We start from the raw sequence: 19,183 nt of genomic DNA on the forward strand, positions 1-19,183 counted from the left end.
TGCCGGCATCAGGGAAGACTTCTCGTCGACCAACGGGCCTTCTGGGTCATTTCGTTCTCCGTCGCCTCCTCTGTGTGAGACCGAGGAGCGTCATGCCCACCCCGTCAGTTCCCTCTTCCATCGACCCTGCGCACGCGTGGGCGGAGCCTGCCGCTCTCCCCGTCGGCACCACGGCGATCGTGTACTGCGAAGGCCAGTTCGGCGAGCAGGACGGCAAGACCGCGAACGGCCTGGTCCGTCACTCCGAGAAGTACGAGATCCTCAGCGTCATCGACAGCACACATGCCGGTGCGGACGCCGGGATGCTGTTGGACGGCACCGCGAACGGCATCCCGATCCTCGGCGGGCTGCCCACGGCGATCGCGCACGCCGGTCACGTCCCCGACTACCTGATCTGTGGAGTCGCTCCGGCCGACGGATTGCTCTCAGCCGACCAGCGCACGGTTCTGCTGGACGGCATCGCCCGCGGCATGCATATCATCAACGGTCTGCACGAGTTCCTCACGGACGATGCGGAGTTCGTGGCGGCCGCCCTGCTCGCGGGGGTGACCATCACCGACATCCGTCGGCCGAAGGAGAAGAAGGACCTCCACCTCTTCTCCGGCCGCATCTTCGATGTGACCTGCCCACGCATCACGATCCTCGGCACCGACGGTGCGATCGGCAAGCGCACGACGGCCACGATCCTCGTCCGTGCGCTCAATGAGCGCGGCATCCATGCCGTCATGGTCGGCACCGGACAGACCACGATCATCCAGGGCGGTCGCTACGGCGTCGCGCTCGACGCACTCGTCCCGCAGTTCTGCTCGGGCGAGGTCGAGAATCAGGTGGTCGCCGCGTACGAGGGCGAGCACCCCGACGTGATCATCGTCGAAGGCCAGGGCGCGCTCAGCCACCCGGCCTACATCACTTCGGCGCACATCCTCCGCGGCAGCCAGCCCGAGGCAGTGATCGTGCAGCATGCACCTGGTCGCACGGTCCTGGGCGACTTCCCGATGGTCGCGATGCCGACCGTCACGAGCGAGATCGCTCTGATCGAGGCCTTCGCCGACACCCGCGTGATCGGGGTGACCGTGAACCACGAGAACCTCTCCGCGGATCAGCTGGCCGGAGCGATCGACGAGATCGAGCTCGACACGGGCCTCCCGGCGACAGACCCCCTGACTCGACCGCTGTCCGAGCTCGTCGAGATGGTCCTCCAGGCATTCCCCGCTCTCACCCCGCGACAGACCACCCGTACAGCCGCGTGAGAGCGGCTCCGACCCGGTCGTAACGGCGCCTGTCGAGGACGGCGGCCTCCCGCCGCAGTCCTCGCTCGTGCACGCTGTACAACTGCTCCACGTCGACCCACGACTCACGCCCCTGCGAATCCCACGCCCCCGTGCCGATCGACAGGTAGTCGCGATCGCGGTCATGCGGCTTGCTCGTCATGCGCACGGCATACACGCGGTCCGCCGATTCGCGTCCGATCACGAGAACGGGGCGATCTTTGCCGCGTCCGTCGTTCTCCTCGTACGGGACCCAGGTCCAGACGATCTCGCCCGCATCCGGAGCTCCGTCCCGCTGGGGTGAATACGCGACCTGGAGGTCGCGGATCCGGCTGGGATCGATGCGCACGGTCGCGGTGCCACGCTCCTGCGCCGGCCCCGACGAGGTCGCGGCGCCGGTTCGCTCCTGCGCTGTGCGCAGACGCGCGTCCGGGCGTCTCGGATCTGTCGTCCGAGACGCCCGGCCGGACCCCACTGCCTTGAGCAGGATGTCCACGAGTGCTGTCAGGATGCCGTTGGTCTTGCTCACACGGTCACCCTAACCGCAGATCATGCGTCGGCGAGTGCGTAGCCCTCCTCGCCGTGCACGACCTGGTCGACACCGGCGATCTCGTCCTCGTTCGTGACACGGAATCCGATCGTCTTCTCGATCGCGAAGCCGATGATGAAGGCGACCACGAAGGAGTAGATCAGGACACCGAGCGCCGCGATGACCTGCACCGCGAGCTGACGGGCGTCGCCACCGACGAACAGGCCGGTCTCGCTGGCGAAGAAGCCGAGGTACAGGGTGCCGATGAGTCCGCCGACGAGGTGGATGCCGACCACGTCGAGCGAGTCGTCGAAGCCGAGACGGAACTTCAGTTCGATCGCGAGGGCACAGACCACACCGGCGAGGGCGCCGAGCAGCAGTGCCCAGCCGGGCGTCAGGTTGGCACACGCCGGGGTGATGGCGACGAGACCCGCGACCGCACCGGAAGCAGCGCCGACCGACGTGGGCTTGCCGTCCTTGATCTTCTCCACCAGGATCCAGCCGAGGATCGCTGCAGCCGTGGCACCGAGGGTGTTCAGGCCGATGAGTCCGACGCCGCCCATGTCCTCCGCCAGCCACTCTGCACCGGCGTTGAATCCGAACCAGCCGAACCACAGCAGTGCGGCGCCGAGCAGCGTCAGCGGCACGTTGTGCGGCTTGAGGATGCCCTTCTGGAAGCCGATGCGCTTGCCCAGGACCAGCGCAAGGGCGAGGGCGGCCGCACCCGCGTTGATGTGCACCGCGGTACCACCGGCGTAGTCGATCACGCCGATGCCGCTGTCCTCCCCGAAGAGCGTGGTGCCGAGGTTCATGATCCAACCGCCACCCCAGACCCACGCGGCGACCGGGAAGTAGCCGACCGTGGCGAAGATTCCGGCGAAGATCAGCCAGCTGCCGAACTTGGCGCGGTCCGCGATCGCGCCGGAGATCAGCGCGACGGTGATGATCGCGAAGGTCGCACCGTAGGCGACGCCGAGGAGGGCGACATTCGATCCCTCACCGGACGCCAGGCTGGAGAGCCCGAAGTCGGCGAACGGGTTGCCGGCGAAGGCGGTCGGGCTGTCGACGGCGCTCATCGAGAAGCCGAAGAGAATCCACAGCACGGCGACAAGACCGATCGAGCCGAAGCTCATCATCATCATGCTGACGACGCTCTTCGCCTTGACGAGACCGCCGTAGAAGAAGGCGACGCCGGGCGTCATGAGCAGGACCAGCGCTGTCGCGGTGATCGCCCACGAGATGTTGCCGGGAGCATCCATAGGAAAACCTCACATCCGAAGTAATTGAGAGCTTCAGTGTGACGACGCGCCGTTTCGCGCATGCGTGAGGTTTGTTTCCCCGCTGTTACAGGGCTGCCCCGGGTGTGAACATCGCGTTACGCGGGCCTTAGGGGTTACGCAGAATGCGTCAGGGCGTTGAGCCGAGAGACCGCTCGCAGGTACTTCTTGCGGTATCCGCCGGCGAGCATCTCGTCGGAGAACACCGAGTCGAGTCCCAGGCCGGTCGCGATGATCGGTATCTGGGCGTCGTATACGCGGTCCACGAAAGCGACGAACCGCAGAGCCTCGGACTGGTCCGTGAGTTGACGCACGCCGCGCAACCCGACCTGGCCGAGCCCCTCGATGAGTCGGATGTAGCGCGACGGGTGCACCTGGGCCAGGTGGCGGATCAGGTCGTCGAACCGGTCGTCCGACGCGGCGCTCCCCTGACCGGCCGCGGCCGATGCGGCCTCATAGGCGTCGTCATCGAGCACCACGGCGTGACCGTCGAGCGCGCGCTGACGGAAGTCGACCCCATCGATGCGCAGCGTCTGGAAGCTGTCGGACATGGCGTGGATCTCGCGGAGGAAGTCCTGCGCCGCGAAGCGGCCCTCACCGAGGGCGTTCGGCGGGGTGTTGGAGGTGGCGGCGAGGCGCGTCCCCGTCGGCACGAGTTCGCCGATCAGCCGGGTCATCACCATCGTGTCGCCCGGATCGTCGAGCTCGAACTCGTCGATGCAGAGGAGGTCGGCGCCCTTGAGCAGGTCGACCGTGTTCTTGTAGCCGAGCGCCCCGACCAGTGCGGTGTACTCGATGAACGAGCCGAAGTATTTCCGACGTGCCGGCATCGCGTGATAGATGGATGCGAGCAGGTGGGTCTTGCCGACTCCGAAACCGCCGTCCAGGTAGACGCCCGGCTTGAGCTCGGGTTCCTTCTTCGCGCGGCTGAAGAATCCGCCGCGCTTGACCGGGGCTCCCCGACCGGAGAAACGCATCAGCGTCTCCTTGGCCTCCTCCTGGGACGGATAGGCGGCATCGGCCCGGTAGCTGTCGAACGTCGCCGTGTCGAACTGGGGCGGCGGCACCAGGCTCGCGAGCATCTCCGGTCCGGTGACCGTCGGCTGACGATCGGTGAGGTGCACGATTCCGGTGCGGCTGGTCGGGTCGGTCATCACAGTCCTGAATCGGGTGCTCGCCTGTGTCGAAGTCTTACGAATCGGGCGCAGGGTGCTCGGCGGGGATCTATCGTCGAAGGGACGGATCAACACTACGCCGTCTGCACCCGCACCCTCGTCCGCTCAACGCTTCGGAGACCCCATGGCCATCGAGTTCGATTCCTCCTCCCCCAAGTTCGCCGAGTACGCCGAGCCCGGCCGACTCGTCACCACCCAGTGGCTCGCCGAACGGCTGGGAACGCCGGGGCTCGTGGTGGTCGAGTCCGATGAGGACGTGCTGCTGTACGAGACCGGCCACATCCCCGGCGCGGTGAAGGTCGACTGGCACACGGAGCTCAACGATCCCATCGTGCGGGACTACGTCGACGGCGAAGGCTTCGCCGCGCTGCTGAGCCGCAAGGGCATCTCGCGTAACGACACCGTCGTCATCTACGGCGACAAGAACAACTGGTGGGCTGCGTACGCCCTGTGGGTCTTCTCACTCTTCGGCCACGAAGACGTCCGTCTGCTCGACGGCGGCCGCGACCGCTGGATCGCCGAGGGTCGCGAGCTGACCCGCGAGCCCGCGAACCGCCCGGCGACCGAGTACCCCGTCGCGGAGCGCGACGACTCCGTCATCCGCGCCTACAAGGAGGATGTGCTCGCGCACATCGGCAACCCGCTGATCGATGTGCGCTCGCCCGAGGAATACAGCGGAGAGCGCACCACGGCTCCCGCCTACCCCGAGGAGGGGGCGCTGCGCGCCGGTCACATCCCCACGGCGCAGAGCGTGCCGTGGGCGAAGGCCGTGGCCGAGGACGGCGGATTCCGCAGCCGCGCCGAGCTCGACGCCATCTACCGCGAGGGCGCCGGTCTCAACGACGGCGATGACGTCGTCGCATACTGCCGCATCGGTGAGCGCTCGAGCCACACCTGGTTCGTGCTCAAGCACCTGCTCGGCTTCGAGAACGTGCGCAACTACGACGGTTCCTGGACGGAGTGGGGCAGCGCCGTTCGGGTGCCGATCGTCACCGGCGCCGAGCCGGGATCCATCTGAACGTGGGACAATGACAGGGATGAGCGCGAGCGAAGTTCCTGAGGCACTGGCCGAGATCCGAGACGGTTTCCTGGAGACCCCGGAGTCCGATCGGCTCCTGCTGCTGCTCGAATACTCGGACGAGCTCCCCGACGTGTCCGACGAGGTCGCCGCGCACCCCGAGATGTACGAGCGGGTCGCGGAGTGCCAGTCCCCCGTGTACATCCACGTGGAGGTGGACGACGACATCGTCACGATGCACGCCACGGCTCCGCCGGAGGCTCCGACCACGCGCGGTTTCGCGAGCATCCTGGTGCAGGGCCTCACCGGACTCACCGCCGACGAGGTGCTGGCGATCCCGAACGACTACCCGCAGTCGATCGGTCTGACCAAGGCGGTCTCCCCGTTGCGGATCGGCGGCATGACGGGAATGCTCATGCGCGCGAAGAACCAGGTCATTCAGAAGCGCTGAGCCCCTGTGCATCCAGCCAGTCGGTGATCGCCGTGCTCCACCCGGTCTCGTCGTAGTTCCAGAGCTTGGTGTGCCGCGCGACGGTGAACCTCGGCATCGTGACGAGGTCGGGGCGTGCCTCCTGCAGCGCGTGCGAGGAGTCGGCGGGAACGAAGCCGTCGTCGTCGCTGTGCAGGATGAGGATCGGTGCGGTCAACTCATCGGCGCGGGCGACCATGTCCAGCCGGTCGAACAGGATCGGCTCATCGGCTCCGCTCAGGCGTGCGGTGAGCGGAGATTGCAGGGCGCCCATCGCGAGGGCCGGCAACGGTGCGCGCACTCCGGCCATCCGAGCTTGGAAGCGCAGCACAGTCCGCCAGTCGACGACAGGGGACTCGAGGATGATCCCCGCGATGCGGTCGCGATGCCCGGAGGTGACTGCGGCCTGCAGCGAAACGGCGCCGCCCATCGACCACCCCATCAGGATCACGCGCTCCGCGCCGTGTCGGAGCGCGTAGGCGATCGCGGCATCGACATCCCGCCATTCCGATGCGCCCAGCGCGTAGGCGCCGGCCCGGGTGCGGGGCGCCTCGCCGTCATTGCGGTACGACACCACGAGGTTGGGCAGACCGGCCGCGTGCAGCACCGGCACGGCCCGCAGGCACTCCGCACGCGTGGCACCGCGCCCGTGCACCTGGATCACCCAGGTCGATGACGACGCAGGGAAGTACCACGCGGGGCAGGGGCCCGCAGGAGAACCGATCAGTACGTTCTCCCAGCGCAGATGAAGCTCACTGGGCGACGAGTAGTAGTACCCGCTGAACGAGGCTGCGCGGTCCACCCGGGAACCCGGCTCGATCTGCGTGAGCAGCTTGCGGCGCACACTCTTGCCGTCGGCACTGAGCACGGCGCCGAGTTTGACGTAGCCATAGGTGCCGGTGGTGAAGAGTCCGTACCGGCCGGGCAGCTCGGTATCGAGGGTGCGCTCCAGCTCGATCGTCTGGGCTCCCGTGTCGACGGCCAGGATCTCGGTGTCCGTCGGGCGGCGCATGGGCGTGACCACCCGCCGGGCGACGGCGAACACGAGAAATGCGAACGCCGCTCCGAAGGCGAGCAGGGCAGGGACAAGGAGCGTAACGGCGTGCCTGAGACTCTTCATCGCTTCCTGACTCTAGCCTGTTGCCGTGACCGCACACCCCGAAGCCGGGACACCCTTCGACAGCGCTGTGGCTGAGCTGCGCGAGACCACGTTCCGCGATGACATCACGGTGCGCGAGATCGCCACCCCCCAGGGCCTCGCTCCGTTCGCCCTCGCGCTCGCCGCGCACGTCCGGCCGGAGGACCACGGGGAGTCCGTTTACGGCACCGGCCGATTCGTGCTGCTGCACGATCCCGACGAGCCGGGCGCGTGGGGAGGATCCTGGCGCATCGTCATCTTCGCGCAGGCGCCGCTCGAGACCGAGATCGGCACCGACCCTCTTCTGGCCGACGTGACGTGGTCCTGGCTGGTCGATGCACTCGACTCGCGCGATGCCGTCTATCACTCGGCATCGGGCACCTCGACGAAGACTCTGTCGAAGGGTTTCGGAGGGCTCGCCGTCGAAGGCGACGGTGCCCAGATAGAATTACGGGCGTCCTGGACTCCGGAGGGCCCGTTCCGACCGCACGTCGAAGCATGGGCCGAGCTGGTCGGAATGCTGGCGGGGCTTCCGCCCGGCTCCGAGGGCATCGCCGTGATCGGCGCGCGAAAGGCTGTACGTGACTGAATACTCCGTGATCTCGGATGCCGAGGAGTTCCGCGCGGCTTGCGCCGTGCTCGCCGCCGGCACCGGCCCCGTCGCCGTGGACGTCGAGCGTGCGTCCGGTTTCCGCTACTCGCAGCGGGCCTACCTCGTGCAGGTCTTCCGCCGCGATGCGGGCGTCTTCCTCTTCGACCCGCCGGCGATCGGCGACTTCGCCCCGCTCCAGGAGGCGATCGGCGACGTCGAGTGGGTGCTCCACGCCGCGAGCCAGGACCTGCCGTCGCTGCGCGAGCTGCACCTCGAGCCGCCGGTGATCTTCGACACCGAGCTGGCCTCCCGACTGCTCGGCCATGAGCGCGTCGGACTCGGCGCGGTCGTCGAGGACACGTTGGGCATCGTCCTCAAGAAGGAGCATTCGGCATCCGACTGGTCGACGCGTCCGCTGCCGGACTCGTGGCTCGAGTACGCGGCTCTCGACGTGCTCCACCTGATCGATGTCCGAGACGTCCTCGTCCAGGAGCTCGAGGAGCAGGGCAAGACCGCTTTCGCCGCCGAGGAGTTCGCCGCGACCCTCGCCCGGGCTCCGAAGCCGCCGCGCGAGGATCCGTGGCGTCGACTCAGTGGACTGCACCAGGTGCGCGGCTCCCGCAATCTCGCCGTGGCCCGCTCCCTCTGGCAGGCCCGAGAGGCCTACGCGCAGGCTCAGGACGTCTCTCCCGGCAGGCTCGTGCCCGACCGCTCGCTGGTCGCGGCTGTCATGGCGAATCCGACGTCGAAGCAGGCGCTCGCCGGAGTCAAGGAGTTCCAGGGCCGCGCCAGCCGCAGCCAGCTCGACCGCTGGTGGCAGGCGATCGTCGACGGCCGCGCATCGGAGGATCTGCCCCGCGAGCGCGTGCCGAGTGACACCCTTCCGCCCCCGCGTGCCTGGGCGGACCGGAATCCGGAAGCCGATGCCCGCCTGAAGGCCGCGCGTCCGGTCGTCGAAGCGGTTGCCGAAGAACTGGGGATGCCCACCGAGAACCTGCTCACGCCCGAGTACCTGCGTCGCGTCGCGTGGGATCTTCCCGGTGAGACTCCGGAAGAGATCTCCGCAGCACTCGCGACCCTCGGAGCGCGCCCCTGGCAGATTGCACAGACTGCACAGAAGATCGCGGACGCCTTTGTAGAGGCGGCGCAATCGCCCGACACCACCCCGGCGGACGCTTCGTAGGTTCGATCCAACCGATTCCTCCCTGTTTCGCGCGCTTCATAGACTGAGGCCACGCACTAACTTGGAGGCAGAGTGGCCGAGATCTCGGACGTCTTCTTCGTCGATGGAGTACGCACCCCTTTCGGGCGCGCCGGCGAAAAGGGCATGTACTGGAACACCCGCGCGGATGACCTCGCCGTGAAGGCGACCATCGGCCTGATGGAGCGCAACGCTGCCGTCCCGGCCGACCGCATCGACGATGTGGCGATCGCCGCGACGAGCCAGACCGGCGACCAGGGGTTGACCCTCGGTCGCTCGGTGGCGATCCTCGCGGGGCTGCCGCAGACCGTCCCCGGACTCGCCGTCGAGCGCATGTGCGCCGGCGCGATGACCAGCGTCACCACGATGGGCGCCTCGATCGGCGTCGGCATGTACGACTTCGCCCTCGCCGGCGGTGTCGAGCACATGGGTCATCACCCGATCGGGGGCAACGCCGACCCGAACCCGCGCTTCGTCGCGGAGAAGATGGTCGATCCCGGCGCGCTCAACATGGGTGTCACCGCCGAGCGCATCTTCGACCGTTTCCCGCACCTCACCAAGGAGCGGTCCGACCGGTTCGGCATGCTCAGCCAGCACAAGGTGCAGGCCGCCTACGATGCCGGCAAGATCCAGCCCGACCTCGTGTCCGTGGCCACCAAGGGTGCCGACGGCGCCTGGGGTCTTGCCACCGAGGACGAGGGTCGTCGCCCGCAGACCACCATGGAGGACCTCGCGGCGCTGAAGACGCCGTTCCGTCCGCACGGGCGCGTCACCGCGGGCACCTCCTCCCCGCTCACCGACGGCGCGACGATGTCGCTGCTCGCCGGCGGCGGCGCGGTGAAGGAGTTCGGACTCGCGCCGAAGATGCGGATGGTCTCGTTCGCCTTCGCCGGTGTGCAGCCGGAGATCATGGGCATCGGCCCGATCCCGTCGACCGAGAAGGCCCTCAAGAAGGCCGGTCTGACGATCGCCGACATCGGCCTGTTCGAGCTGAACGAGGCGTTCGCCATCCAGGTGATCTCGCTGCTCGACCACTTCGGCATCGCCGACGACGATCCCCGCGTGAACCAGTGGGGCGGCGCGATCGCGCTCGGGCACCCGCTCGCGGCATCCGGTGTGCGTCTCATGATCCAGCTCGCGGCGCAGTTCGCCGAGCGCCCCGACGTCCGCTACGGTCTGACCGCGATGTGCGTCGGCCTCGGCCAGGGCGGTTCGGTCATCTGGGAGAACCCGCACTACGACGGCAAGAAGAAGAAGTGAGCGCGAACGTGACGAACTACGACGACATCGACTTCTCCCCCATCCAGGCGCTCACCGAGGGCGAGGTCATCACGCAGTCGCCTGTGCGCGACATCCGACTGGCCTCGGGCAAGGTACTAGCCCTGATCACGCTCGACAACGGTCGGGACCACACGCGCCCGAACACGCTGGGGCCGGCCACTCTCACGCAGCTGGGCGAGACCCTGGACGGTCTCAAGGCACGTGCGGCGAACGGCGAGATCCAGGCCGTCGGCATCACCGGCAAGCAGTACATCCTCGCGGCCGGCGCCGATCTGTCCGACATCAGCAAGGTGGGATCGCGCGACAACGCGCGCCTCATCGCGCAGCTCGGCCACAAGGTGCTCGGCAAGCTCGGTGACCTCGGGGTGCCGTCGTTCGCCTTCGTGAACGGCCTCGCCCTGGGCGGCGGCCTGGAGATCGCGCTGAACTCCAGCTACCGCACGGTCGATTCCTCCGCCGCGGCCGTCGCACTCCCCGAGGTCTTCCTCGGCATCATCCCCGGCTGGGGTGGCGCCTACCTGCTGCCGAACCTGATCGGCATCGAGAACGCCCTCGAGGTCGTCATCTCGAACCCGCTCAAGCAGAACCGCATGTTGAAGCCGCAGCAGGCGTTCGATCTGGGCATCTTCGATGCGATCTTCCCCGCGGCCAACTACCTCGAGAACTCGTTGTCGTGGGCGGATGCGGTCCTCGGCGGCAAGAAGGTCGAGCGCAAGAACGAGCCCGGCAAGATCGAGCGCCTCACCAAGTGGCCGATCGCCATCAAGATGGCGCGCGGCATGCTCGAGTCGAAGATCGGCACCGTGCCCAAGTCGCCCTATGCCGCGCTCGAACTGCTCGACAAGGCGAAGAGCGGCACCCAGGCCGAGGGCTTCGCCCGTGAGGACGAGGCTCTCGCCGAACTCGTGACGGGCGACCAGTTCGCCGCGTCGATGTACGCCTTCGATCTGGTGCAGAAGCGGGCGAAGCGACCCGTCGGCGCTCCCGACAAGCAGCTCGCGAAGAAGGTCACCAAGGTCGGCATCATCGGCGCCGGCCTCATGGCGAGCCAGTTCGCGCTGCTCTTCGTGCGCAAGCTCCAGGTGCCCGTGCTCATAACCGACCTGGACCAGGCGCGCGTCGACAAGGGCGTCGCCTACATCCACGAGGAGATCGGCAAACTCGAGGCCAAGGGTCGTCTGGACTCCGACTCCGCCAACAAGCTGCGCGCCCTCGTCACCGGCACCACCGACAAGAGCCTCTACGCGGACTGCGACTTCGTGATCGAGGCCGTGTTCGAAGAGGTCGGCGTCAAGCAGCAGGTGTTCGGGGAGATCGAGCAGATCATCGCCGAAGATGCCATCCTCGCGACCAACACCTCGTCGCTGTCGGTCGAGGAGATCGGCTCGAAGCTCGCACACCCCGAGCGTCTGGTCGGCTTCCACTTCTTCAACCCCGTCGCGGTGATGCCGCTGATTGAGATCGTGAAGACGCCGACCACGTCGGAGGCGGCGCTGTCGACGGCGTTCGTCGTGGCGAAGAACCTGGGCAAGAACGCGGTCCTCACCGCTGATGCGCCCGGGTTCGTCGTGAACCGCCTTCTCGCCAAGGTGATGGGCGAGGCCGCTCGTGCGGTCTACGAAGGCACTCCGATCGCGGATGTCGAGAAGGCCTTCGGTCCGCTCGGGCTCCCGATGGGTCCGTTCCAGCTGATCGACCTGGTCGGCTGGAAGGTGGCCGCTCACGTCCAGGACACGATGGTGCAGGCGTTCCCCGACCGGTTCTACGCGAACGAGAACTTCCACGCTCTCGCCGAGCTCGACGCGGTCGTGGAGAAGGACAAGGGCGGGCGCGTCATCGGCTGGACCAAGGAGGCCGAGAAGGTGCTGAAGCCCGCCGTGGGCAAGTCTCCCGCTTCCGCGGCGACGATCCTGCAGCGCGTGCAGGACGGCCTCGCACAGGAGATCAAGCTGATGCTCGACGAGGGTGTGGTGCCCGAGGTCGAAGACATCGACCTCTGCCTGATCCTCGGTGCCGGCTGGCCGTTCATCGACGGTGGTGCGTCGCCGCATCTCGACCGCGAAGGTGCTTCCGAGCGGGCCTTCGGCGGCTCGTTCCACACGCCGCAGATCCGGGGCGTCGAGCACCGCTGATCATCATCCCCGAAGGGGCCGCATCGGGAGATGCGGCCCCTTCGTCGTCTCCGGAGGCAGCCGCCTACGGCGACGGGCGGGTATCCGCTTCGCCGCGACGCGGCCAGTACGACAGAGCCCGTTCGGCCAGAGCGGTGATCGTGAGCGAGGGGTTCACGCCGGGGTTCGCCGGCACAGCCGAACCGTCGACCACGTGCAACCCCGGATACCCCCAGACGCGGTGATAGGGATCGACCACGCCGTCTTCGGGCGCAGCAGAGATCACCGCACCGCCGAGGAAATGCGCGGTGAGCGGGATGCCGAAGACCTCCGGCCAGGATCCGCGTGCCTCCGCCGGCTCTCCCCCCTCCTGCTCGACCCGGGCCGCAATCGCCGCAGCGGCGCTGTGCGCTTGAGGGAGGTAGCTCGGATTCGGCTCGCCGTGTCCCTGTGCGCTGGTCATCACGAGTCGACCGAAGCGCCTGCGCAGGGACAGGGTCAGAGAGTTGTCCGCCGTCTGCATCACGAGCGCGATGATTCCGCGCTCGCTCCACCGTCTGAGGTTCCCGAGACGGAACTGCCGTACCGGAGAGCGGAGCACCTGTGTCATGAGGCTGCGCAGACGCACGCCGAGGCGACGATCGCCGGGGACGAGTACGGTCGCCAGCGCACCCATCAGGTTCGAACCCGGGCCGTAGCGGACGTTCTCGACGTGGGTGCGCTCATCGACGTGGAACGAGGTGGTGATCGCGATGCCTCGCGCGAGCTGCAGGGATTCGGGAACCCTCGTCGCCACCGCACCGTCGAGTGCTTCCGAGTTGGTACGGGTGAGACGCCCCAGGGCATCGGAGAGGTGTGGCAGCGCGCCCGACGCCTTCATCCGGTGCAGCAGCTGTTGCGTGCCCCAGGTTCCGCCGGCGAACACGACCTGCTCTGCCGTCACCGTCCGGCGCGCGCGACGGAACCAGGCACCGCTCTGCTGCGTCGTGACCGCGAAACCGCCGCCGGGGAGTTCACGCACCTCGGTCACCGTGCGCAGCGCCTCGATCGCGACGCCTCGACGCTCCGCGAGAGCGAGGTAGTTCTTCATCAGCGTGTTCTTCGCGCCCACGCGGCAGCCCACCATGCAGTTGCCGCAGAGTGTGCAGCCGGTGCGGTCCGGTCCCTGGCCGTCGAAGAACGGATCGGGCGCACGCTCCCCCGGCTTCCCGAACCACACCCCGACGGGGGCATGCCGGAAAGTCGAGCCGACCCCCAGATCCTCGGCAGCCCCGGCCATGATCCGCTCGACAGGTCCGGTGTGCGGGTAGTGCTCCACGACGCCGAGCATCCGCTTCGCTGTGACGTAGTGCGGCGACAGTTCCGACTCCCACTCAGCGATACCCCGCCACTGCACGTCCTGGAAGAAGGCGGGGCCCGGCTGATAGAGCGTGTTGGCGTAGTTGAGCGACCCGCCGCCCACGCCCGCACCCGCCAGGATCATCACGTGGGGAAGGCGATGGATGCGCTGCACGCCGAAGCATCCGAGCATCGGCGCCCACAGGTAGCGACGCAGATTCCAGCTCGTCTTCGCGAAGTCCTCGTCCTCGAAGCGGCGGCCGGCCTCGTAGACGCGCACCCGGTACCCCTTCTCCGTCAGTCGCAGCGCGGCGACGGACCCGCCGAACCCGGAGCCGACGATCACGACGTCCTCGTCGAAGTCAGCCATCGCTCTCCCCCGGGACCAGCATCGTCAGCGCTCCGGGCAGCACCGCGATCGTGCATTCATCTTCACCGATCCGCTCACCGTCGGCGTAGACCACGAGGCCGGGCGCCGCGACCGTCACGGTGCGTGCTCGGCGATGGACGACCTCCGGTCGACTCAGATGCGTCCCCCGCAGCAGCAGCGGAAAGAGCCGCAGCAACCGCAGTCGGCCGAGCGGAGCGACGTGCACGATGTCGAGCAGCCCGTCGTCCGGCACTGCGCCCGCGCAGATCGGCATCCCGCCACCGTAGCTCGATGTGCTGCCGACGGCGATGAGCGTGCCCGACGATCGCGTGGGCTTTTCGCCGTCGACGGCGAGTGTGAAGTCCATCGGTCGCAGACGCACGAGTTCGATCAGCAGCGCGAGGTAGTAGCGCGGTGCACCGTGAGGCCAACGGAGCCGGTTGGTGCGGTCGCTGACCTTCGCATCGAATCCCAACGCCGCGATCGTGAGGAACTTCCGTCTTCCACCTGTCGTCGTGACCTCACCGACGTCTATCCGTCGCGGCACGCCCCTGAGTGCGAGCTCCGCGGCGGCAGCAGCATCGTTTCGCGGCAGTCCGAGAGCACGTGCGAGGTCGTTCCCCGTGCCGGCCGGAATAAGGACCACCGGGACGGCTGACGCGCACACCGTGTCGAGAATGCCCGACAGCGTGCCGTCGCCGCCGACCACCACCAGTGCACGCGGATCGTCCACCAGAGCTGCGACGGCGAGCCGGGCGGTATCGGCCGCGGACGCGCCCGCGTAGGCACGCACCTCGGCACCGCGATCTCGGAGGTGCAGGACGGCGGCGTCGGCTGCTCTCCCGCCCCGGCCCTTGCCGGAGAACGGATTCGCGAGCACCGCGATGTGCGCGGCCACGTCAGTCGTTCCGATCGAGGGGGATCACGGCGCCGGGGTTCAGGATGCCCGCCGGGTCGAGCTCGCGTTTGATCGCCGAGAGGATGCGCATACCGGTCTCACCGATCTCCTGACTCAGCCAGGGGGCGTGATCCCGACCGACCGCGTGGTGATGGCTGATCGTGCCGCCGGCGGCGATGATCGCGTCGCTGACGCGCGCCTTGACGGGTTCCCACGCCCCGAGCGGATCGGCCCGGACGCCGGCGAGCACCGTGAAGTAGAGCGACGCTCCCGTCGGGTAGATGTGCGACACGTGGCACATGACATACGATTTCGCCCCGGCCGCGGAGAAGCCGCCTTTGAGCGCCGTCTCGACGGCTGACCGCAGCGTCTGCAGATTCGTCCAGGTCGTCGCGGTCTCCAGCGTCTCGCAGAAGACCCCGGCGTCGAGCAGTGAATCCCGCAGGTAGGGACCATCGAACCGGCCTTTCAGCCAATCCTCCGCCGGGCCCGTCCCCGACGAGATGCCACCGGCGGCAGCGAGGTGCGCGCTGACACGGGTCCGGCGTTCATCGATCCCCTCGCCCTCGTACACGGTGACGACGCTGGCGCCCTTCGCGAGGACCTTCCCGATCTTGCCGACCTGGGCGAGGCTCACTGCCGTCTCCGCCTCATCGGACAGCCGGATGACCATGGGGCCGTTGCCCTGCTGCGCCACTCGCCGCAGACCCTCGACCCCGCTGGTGAAGTCGGGGAACGACCACGACTCGAACACGCGCTCGCGCGGGATCGGATGCACCCGCACCCGCACCTCGGTGATGACACCGAAGATGCCCTCCGACCCGAGGAACACCCGGATCAGGTCGGGCCCGGCGGCGGAACCCGGCGATCGTCCGAGCTCGATGTCGCCGGTCGGGGTCGCCACTCTGATGCCGGTCACCATGGTGTCGAAGCGGCCGTTCCCCGCCGAGTTCTGTCCCGACGAGCGTGCGGCGGCGAAGCCTCCGATTGTCGCGTAGCGGAAGCTCTGCGGGAAGTGTCCGAGTTCGAGCCCGTGCGCGGACAGCAGCGCTTCCGCCTCCGGCCCCGTCGTCCCCGCAGCGAGCACGGCCTCGCCACTGACCTCGTCGAGCCTCACGAGACCACTGAGACGCCGGAGGTCGAGGCTCACGACCGCATGATGCGCTCCCCGCTCCGGGTCGAGTGCGCCGACAACGCTCGTACCGCCGCCGAACGGGATGACCGCGATCCCCCGCGCGACCGCGACGTCGAGACACGCCCGGACCTCGTCGTGATGGGCGGGACGAACCACCGCATCCGGGGCGTCTTGATCGGGCTCACGGCGACGGAGGAGGTCCGGCGTCGAACGCCCACCGGCATGACGGATCCGTGCCTCTGTCGTGACGTCGACGTGCGCGGGGCCGACAGCTGCGGACAGTGCGGCGTGGTCCTCAGCGGTCAACCGTGATGGCGCCAACCGCACGTCCTCGATTTCGACGGCCGCTGCAGGTCTGCGTACGCGTCCCAGCAGTATCGGCAGCAGTGCGCGCACCGGCAGGGGAAGTTCTTTAGCCTTGGCCGGATCGCCCCAACCGTTCCATCTCATCGACGGGTCCGCATCGACCCTGCCATTGTCTTGGCCCATGCGTTACAGTGTGACACATCATGGAAGAACGTCAACCTTTGTGGGACGCGACGCAGACGAGGATCCTCGATGCCGCCGACGCGCTGATCGAGCGCCGGGGCGTGCACGGCGTCACGATCGCCGAGCTCGCCCGGCGCGCCGATCTCAGCCGTCCGACCATCTATCGCAACTGGAGCGATGCCGACGATGTCGTCAGAGCAGCTCTGCTGCGCCGGGTCGACGGCATACTCCGGACCTTCTCGGCCGATGCGCGTACGAGGACCGCTCTCGTCGACGACGTGCTGCGTTTCACGACGCTGTTCCGGAACGACACCCTCTACAGGCGTCTGCTCGCCGACGAGCCCGAAGCCTTCACGCGGTACACCCTGCAGCGGGTCGGATCCAGCCAGCGCCTGATCCTCGGATGGCTCGCCACCGCCATCGACGCCGCACAGACCGAGGGCTCGGTGAGACAGGGCGCACCGCAGGAGATCGCGGTCATGCTGTTGCTGATCGCGCAGTCCGCCGTCCTCTCCCACGCAACAGTGGCCGACCTCATCTCGGAAGACGCGTGGGAACGTGAGCTACGAGCCGCACTCGACGGACTGCTCCGCCCATGACCGGGCATTCATCCGCGCTCAATGTCGCGCGACGGAGGATCGATCTCATGCACGCGGCCGATGAGCAGGTCGACGTGCTCGTCGTCGGAGGCGGGATCACGGGCGTGGGAGCCGCACTCGACGCGGCATCCCGCGGCCTCAGCGTGACACTGATCGAAGCCGAGGACCTTGCCTTCGGGACCAGCCGTTTCAGCTCGAAGCTCGTGCACGGCGGCCTGCGCTATCTCGCCACGGGTGACGTCGCGACTGCGAGGGAAAGCGCACACGAGCGCCATCTCCTCATGACCACGATCGCCCCGCATCTGATCCGCCCGCTCGGGCAGCTCCTGCCCTTCTCCCGCGACGTGACGTTCCGGCAGCGCACCGCGGGAGCCGTCGGCATGGGAATGGGCGATCTGCTCCGGATGCGGGCACGCACACCCCGCTCGGTGCTGCCTGCCCCTACCCTCGTGACGGCACGCACGGCCCGCCGGCTCGTGCCCGCTCTCGATCGTCATGGTCTGCGCGGGGGAATGCTGTCCTACGACGGTCAGCTGGTCGACGACGCGCGCCTCGTGGCGACCGTGGCCCGCACGGCCGCGGCCCTCGGCGCCCGCATACTCACGCGGGTTCGAGCCATGACCCTGCACGGAGACGGTGCCGCCGTCGAAGAAGCCATCACGGGCGAGCGGTTCGAGATCCGCGCCCGTGCCGTCGTCAACGCGACGGGTGTCTGGGCCGGTGCGCTCGACGAGGCGATCGGCGTGCGTCCGAGCCGGGGAACCCATATCGTGCTCGATGCCGCCGACCTCGGGATCTCGTCGACGGCACTCACGATTCCGCACGAGGGCTCGATCAGCCGCTACGTCTTCGCGCTGCCGCAGGCGTACGGCCGCGTGATCGTCGGGCTCACCGACGAAGACTCTCCCGGTGCCGTGCCCCGAGTCGCTCAACCGACCGAGCCGGAGATCGACTTCCTGCTGAGAAGCCTCAACCGCGTGGTCACGGCACCGGTCGGACGTGATCGGGTGCGTGGCGCGTTCGCGGGTTTGCGGCCGCTGGTCGACAGCCGCACGGCCTCCACCGCCGACGTCTCGCGCAGGCACCTGGTGACGACATCCGCTTCAGGCTTCGTCACCGTGCTCGGCGGAAAACTGACGACCTATCGACGTATGGCCGAGGATGCCGTCGATCTCGTCTCCCGGACCCGCGGCCTCCAGGCGGCACCGAGTCGGACGGCGTCGGTGCGGCTCGTCGATCGCGTGGTGCCCGACTCCGGAGAGCCGCTCGACGACGCGACGGGGCTGACCACCGCCGAGGTCGAGTTCGCCGTGCGGGTCGAGGGGGCGATGACCGTCGACGATGTCCTCGACCGCCGCACGCGGGTCGGCCTCGTGGACGCCGATCGCGCACGCTGTCATGCCGGGGTCGAGGCCGTCGTCGCCCGTACCGTGGCCGACCTCATCTGAGCCTGTCCCCGGGCGGCTCCGAGCCGCCGCGTATCCACCGCACAGCGACCCGGAGAACGCGTGGCGAACAGCGCATGAACTCCCCCGAACCCTGGCGCCCGATGGCGCGCCGGCACGCCGCGACCCGGCACAGTGGTGTCATGGACATGCTCTTCACGATGCTGGGCGGCAAGGGGATGTCAGGGCTCCTGAAGACCGGCACAGCGGTTCTCACCCTGCTCCTGGTCCTTCCCGCGCTCCTCAAGCTCTTCGTCGTCACGGTCGATGAAGGCTGGGCCGCGATCCGGACCCGAAACGGCAAGCCCATCATCCGCAACCGTCCGCAGCGCCGTCCGACCGCTCGCGGCGGGGCTGTCGGGGAGGTCGTCGTCCTCGACCCCGGCTCACATGGCGCTTTCCCCCTGTTCTACTGGTATCGACTCATCGATGTGCGCTGCCGGGCGACCGACCTGCCCGTCCGCGAGATGGGCGGTGCGAGCGGACACCAGCATCGCGTGCACGCGTCGTTCGAATGGCGCCCGATACCGACGGGACGCGATCTCCGGGTGTTCGAGCTCGACGTCGTGAACGTCAAGGAGCGCGCCTCGAACATCGTCGGGGCTGCCCTGCGAGACGTGATCCGGGGCCTCGACGGCACGGAGCTGCCGCACAACGACGAGATCAACGCGCGCGTGATCGCAGCCAGCGCCGAGGAGATCCGTCGCGCCTGCGGGGTGGAGCTCGTGCGCGTGATGGTCACCGGCGACGCGTTGACCGACGGATACCTGATGTCGACGGCGCTCCGCGACGTGGATCGCGGCGCGCAGGCCGTCGCCGCACTGCACGCCCTGAACTGACGCTCCCCCTC

At 68.2% G+C, this 19,183-nt stretch carries 17 protein-coding genes; 10 read left to right on the forward strand and 7 right to left on the reverse strand.

From position 1 onward, the window contains the following. Window positions 1–92: 92 nt before the first annotated feature. A complete protein-coding gene (locus OC372_RS04120) occupies window positions 93–1,250 on the forward strand; it encodes a DUF1611 domain-containing protein (RefSeq protein WP_029263285.1) in 1,158 nt (385 codons plus the stop codon). On the opposite strand, the gene OC372_RS04125 is transcribed toward OC372_RS04120, so the two are convergent. From OC372_RS04125 to zapE, 3 genes are all read right to left on the reverse strand, one after another. Then, window positions 1,216–1,797, reverse strand: coding sequence for a type II toxin-antitoxin system PemK/MazF family toxin (locus tag OC372_RS04125; protein ID WP_262000997.1), 582 nt, complete (start codon window positions 1,795–1,797; stop codon window positions 1,216–1,218). The genes OC372_RS04120 and OC372_RS04125 overlap by 35 nt on opposite strands. Window positions 1,798–1,817: 20 nt before the next feature. Beyond that, entirely contained in the window at window positions 1,818–3,056 is a 1,239-nt protein-coding gene (locus OC372_RS04130; RefSeq protein ID WP_029263283.1) for an ammonium transporter, read from the reverse strand. Window positions 3,057–3,190: 134 nt separating this feature from the next. Continuing rightward, the gene (gene zapE, locus OC372_RS04135) at window positions 3,191–4,228 is read right to left on the reverse strand and encodes a cell division protein ZapE (RefSeq protein WP_029263282.1); all 1,038 of its coding nucleotides are present in this window, start codon (window positions 4,226–4,228) and stop codon (window positions 3,191–3,193) included. 145 nt (window positions 4,229–4,373) lie between these two features. Between zapE and OC372_RS04140 the strand changes: the two genes are divergently transcribed. Both OC372_RS04140 and OC372_RS04145 read left to right on the forward strand, forming a co-directional pair. Continuing rightward, window positions 4,374–5,267, forward strand: coding sequence for a sulfurtransferase (locus tag OC372_RS04140; RefSeq protein ID WP_262000998.1), 894 nt, complete (start codon window positions 4,374–4,376; stop codon window positions 5,265–5,267). A 19-nt stretch (window positions 5,268–5,286) separates the two neighbouring features. Continuing rightward, window positions 5,287–5,718: a SufE family protein gene (locus OC372_RS04145; RefSeq protein ID WP_029263280.1), complete on the forward strand. Its 432-nt coding sequence runs from the start codon at window positions 5,287–5,289 to the stop codon at window positions 5,716–5,718. On the opposite strand, the gene OC372_RS04150 is transcribed toward OC372_RS04145, so the two are convergent. Further along, the gene (locus tag OC372_RS04150; RefSeq protein WP_105710022.1) at window positions 5,702–6,856 is read right to left on the reverse strand and encodes an alpha/beta hydrolase family protein; all 1,155 of its coding nucleotides are present in this window, start codon (window positions 6,854–6,856) and stop codon (window positions 5,702–5,704) included. The two genes, OC372_RS04145 and OC372_RS04150, sit on opposite strands and share 17 nt — an antisense overlap. 25 nt (window positions 6,857–6,881) lie before the next feature. Here OC372_RS04150 and OC372_RS04155 point away from each other — a divergent pair, with 25 nt between their 5' ends. The 4 genes from OC372_RS04155 to OC372_RS04170 all read left to right on the forward strand — a co-directional run bounded on the left by OC372_RS04155 (window position 6,882) and on the right by OC372_RS04170 (window position 12,080). Further along, the gene (locus OC372_RS04155) at window positions 6,882–7,463 is read left to right on the forward strand and encodes a DUF3000 domain-containing protein (protein ID WP_262000999.1); all 582 of its coding nucleotides are present in this window, start codon (window positions 6,882–6,884) and stop codon (window positions 7,461–7,463) included. Beyond that, window positions 7,456–8,649 (forward strand): ribonuclease D, encoded by a 1,194-nt coding sequence (locus OC372_RS04160; protein ID WP_262001000.1) that lies wholly within the window; start codon window positions 7,456–7,458, stop codon window positions 8,647–8,649. Before OC372_RS04155 ends, OC372_RS04160 begins: the two co-directional genes overlap by 8 nt. Before the next feature lie 72 nt (window positions 8,650–8,721). Next, window positions 8,722–9,927, forward strand: a complete 1,206-nt coding sequence (locus OC372_RS04165) for a thiolase family protein (RefSeq protein WP_021200670.1) — start codon at window positions 8,722–8,724, stop codon at window positions 9,925–9,927. An 8-nt stretch (window positions 9,928–9,935) separates the two neighbouring features. Beyond that, a complete protein-coding gene (locus tag OC372_RS04170; RefSeq protein WP_262001232.1) occupies window positions 9,936–12,080 on the forward strand; it encodes a 3-hydroxyacyl-CoA dehydrogenase NAD-binding domain-containing protein in 2,145 nt (714 codons plus the stop codon). A 64-nt stretch (window positions 12,081–12,144) separates the two neighbouring features. On the opposite strand, the gene OC372_RS04175 is transcribed toward OC372_RS04170, so the two are convergent. From OC372_RS04175 to OC372_RS04185, 3 genes are read right to left on the reverse strand one after another with little or no spacing between them, the layout of a single operon-like run. After that, entirely contained in the window at window positions 12,145–13,767 is a 1,623-nt protein-coding gene (locus OC372_RS04175) for an FAD-dependent oxidoreductase (protein WP_262001001.1), read from the reverse strand. After that, window positions 13,760–14,665, reverse strand: a complete 906-nt coding sequence (locus OC372_RS04180; protein WP_262001002.1) for a YegS/Rv2252/BmrU family lipid kinase — start codon at window positions 14,663–14,665, stop codon at window positions 13,760–13,762. The genes OC372_RS04175 and OC372_RS04180 overlap by 8 nt, the downstream gene beginning before the upstream one ends. Window position 14,666: 1 nt before the next feature. Continuing rightward, a complete protein-coding gene (locus OC372_RS04185; protein ID WP_262001003.1) occupies window positions 14,667–16,106 on the reverse strand; it encodes an FAD-binding oxidoreductase in 1,440 nt (479 codons plus the stop codon). Between the two features lie 203 nt (window positions 16,107–16,309). Here OC372_RS04185 and OC372_RS04190 point away from each other — a divergent pair, with 203 nt between their 5' ends. From OC372_RS04190 to OC372_RS04200, 3 genes are all read left to right on the forward strand, one after another. Further along, window positions 16,310–16,888, forward strand: coding sequence for a TetR/AcrR family transcriptional regulator (locus OC372_RS04190; RefSeq protein ID WP_262001004.1), 579 nt, complete (start codon window positions 16,310–16,312; stop codon window positions 16,886–16,888). A 47-nt stretch (window positions 16,889–16,935) separates the two neighbouring features. Next, on the forward strand, window positions 16,936–18,336 hold the full coding sequence (locus OC372_RS04195) for a glycerol-3-phosphate dehydrogenase/oxidase (RefSeq protein WP_262001005.1): 1,401 nt from the start codon (window positions 16,936–16,938) through the stop codon (window positions 18,334–18,336). A gap of 140 nt (window positions 18,337–18,476) precedes the next feature. Beyond that, window positions 18,477–19,172 carry an SPFH domain-containing protein gene (locus OC372_RS04200; protein WP_262001006.1) on the forward strand — a complete coding sequence of 232 codons (696 nt, stop codon included), beginning with the start codon at window positions 18,477–18,479 and terminating at the stop codon, window positions 19,170–19,172. The last annotated feature ends 11 nt before the right edge of the window (window positions 19,173–19,183 follow it).

It is taken from the genome of Microbacterium sp. Mcb102 (assembly GCF_024519805.1).
GTDB lineage: Bacteria > Actinomycetota > Actinomycetes > Actinomycetales > Microbacteriaceae > Microbacterium.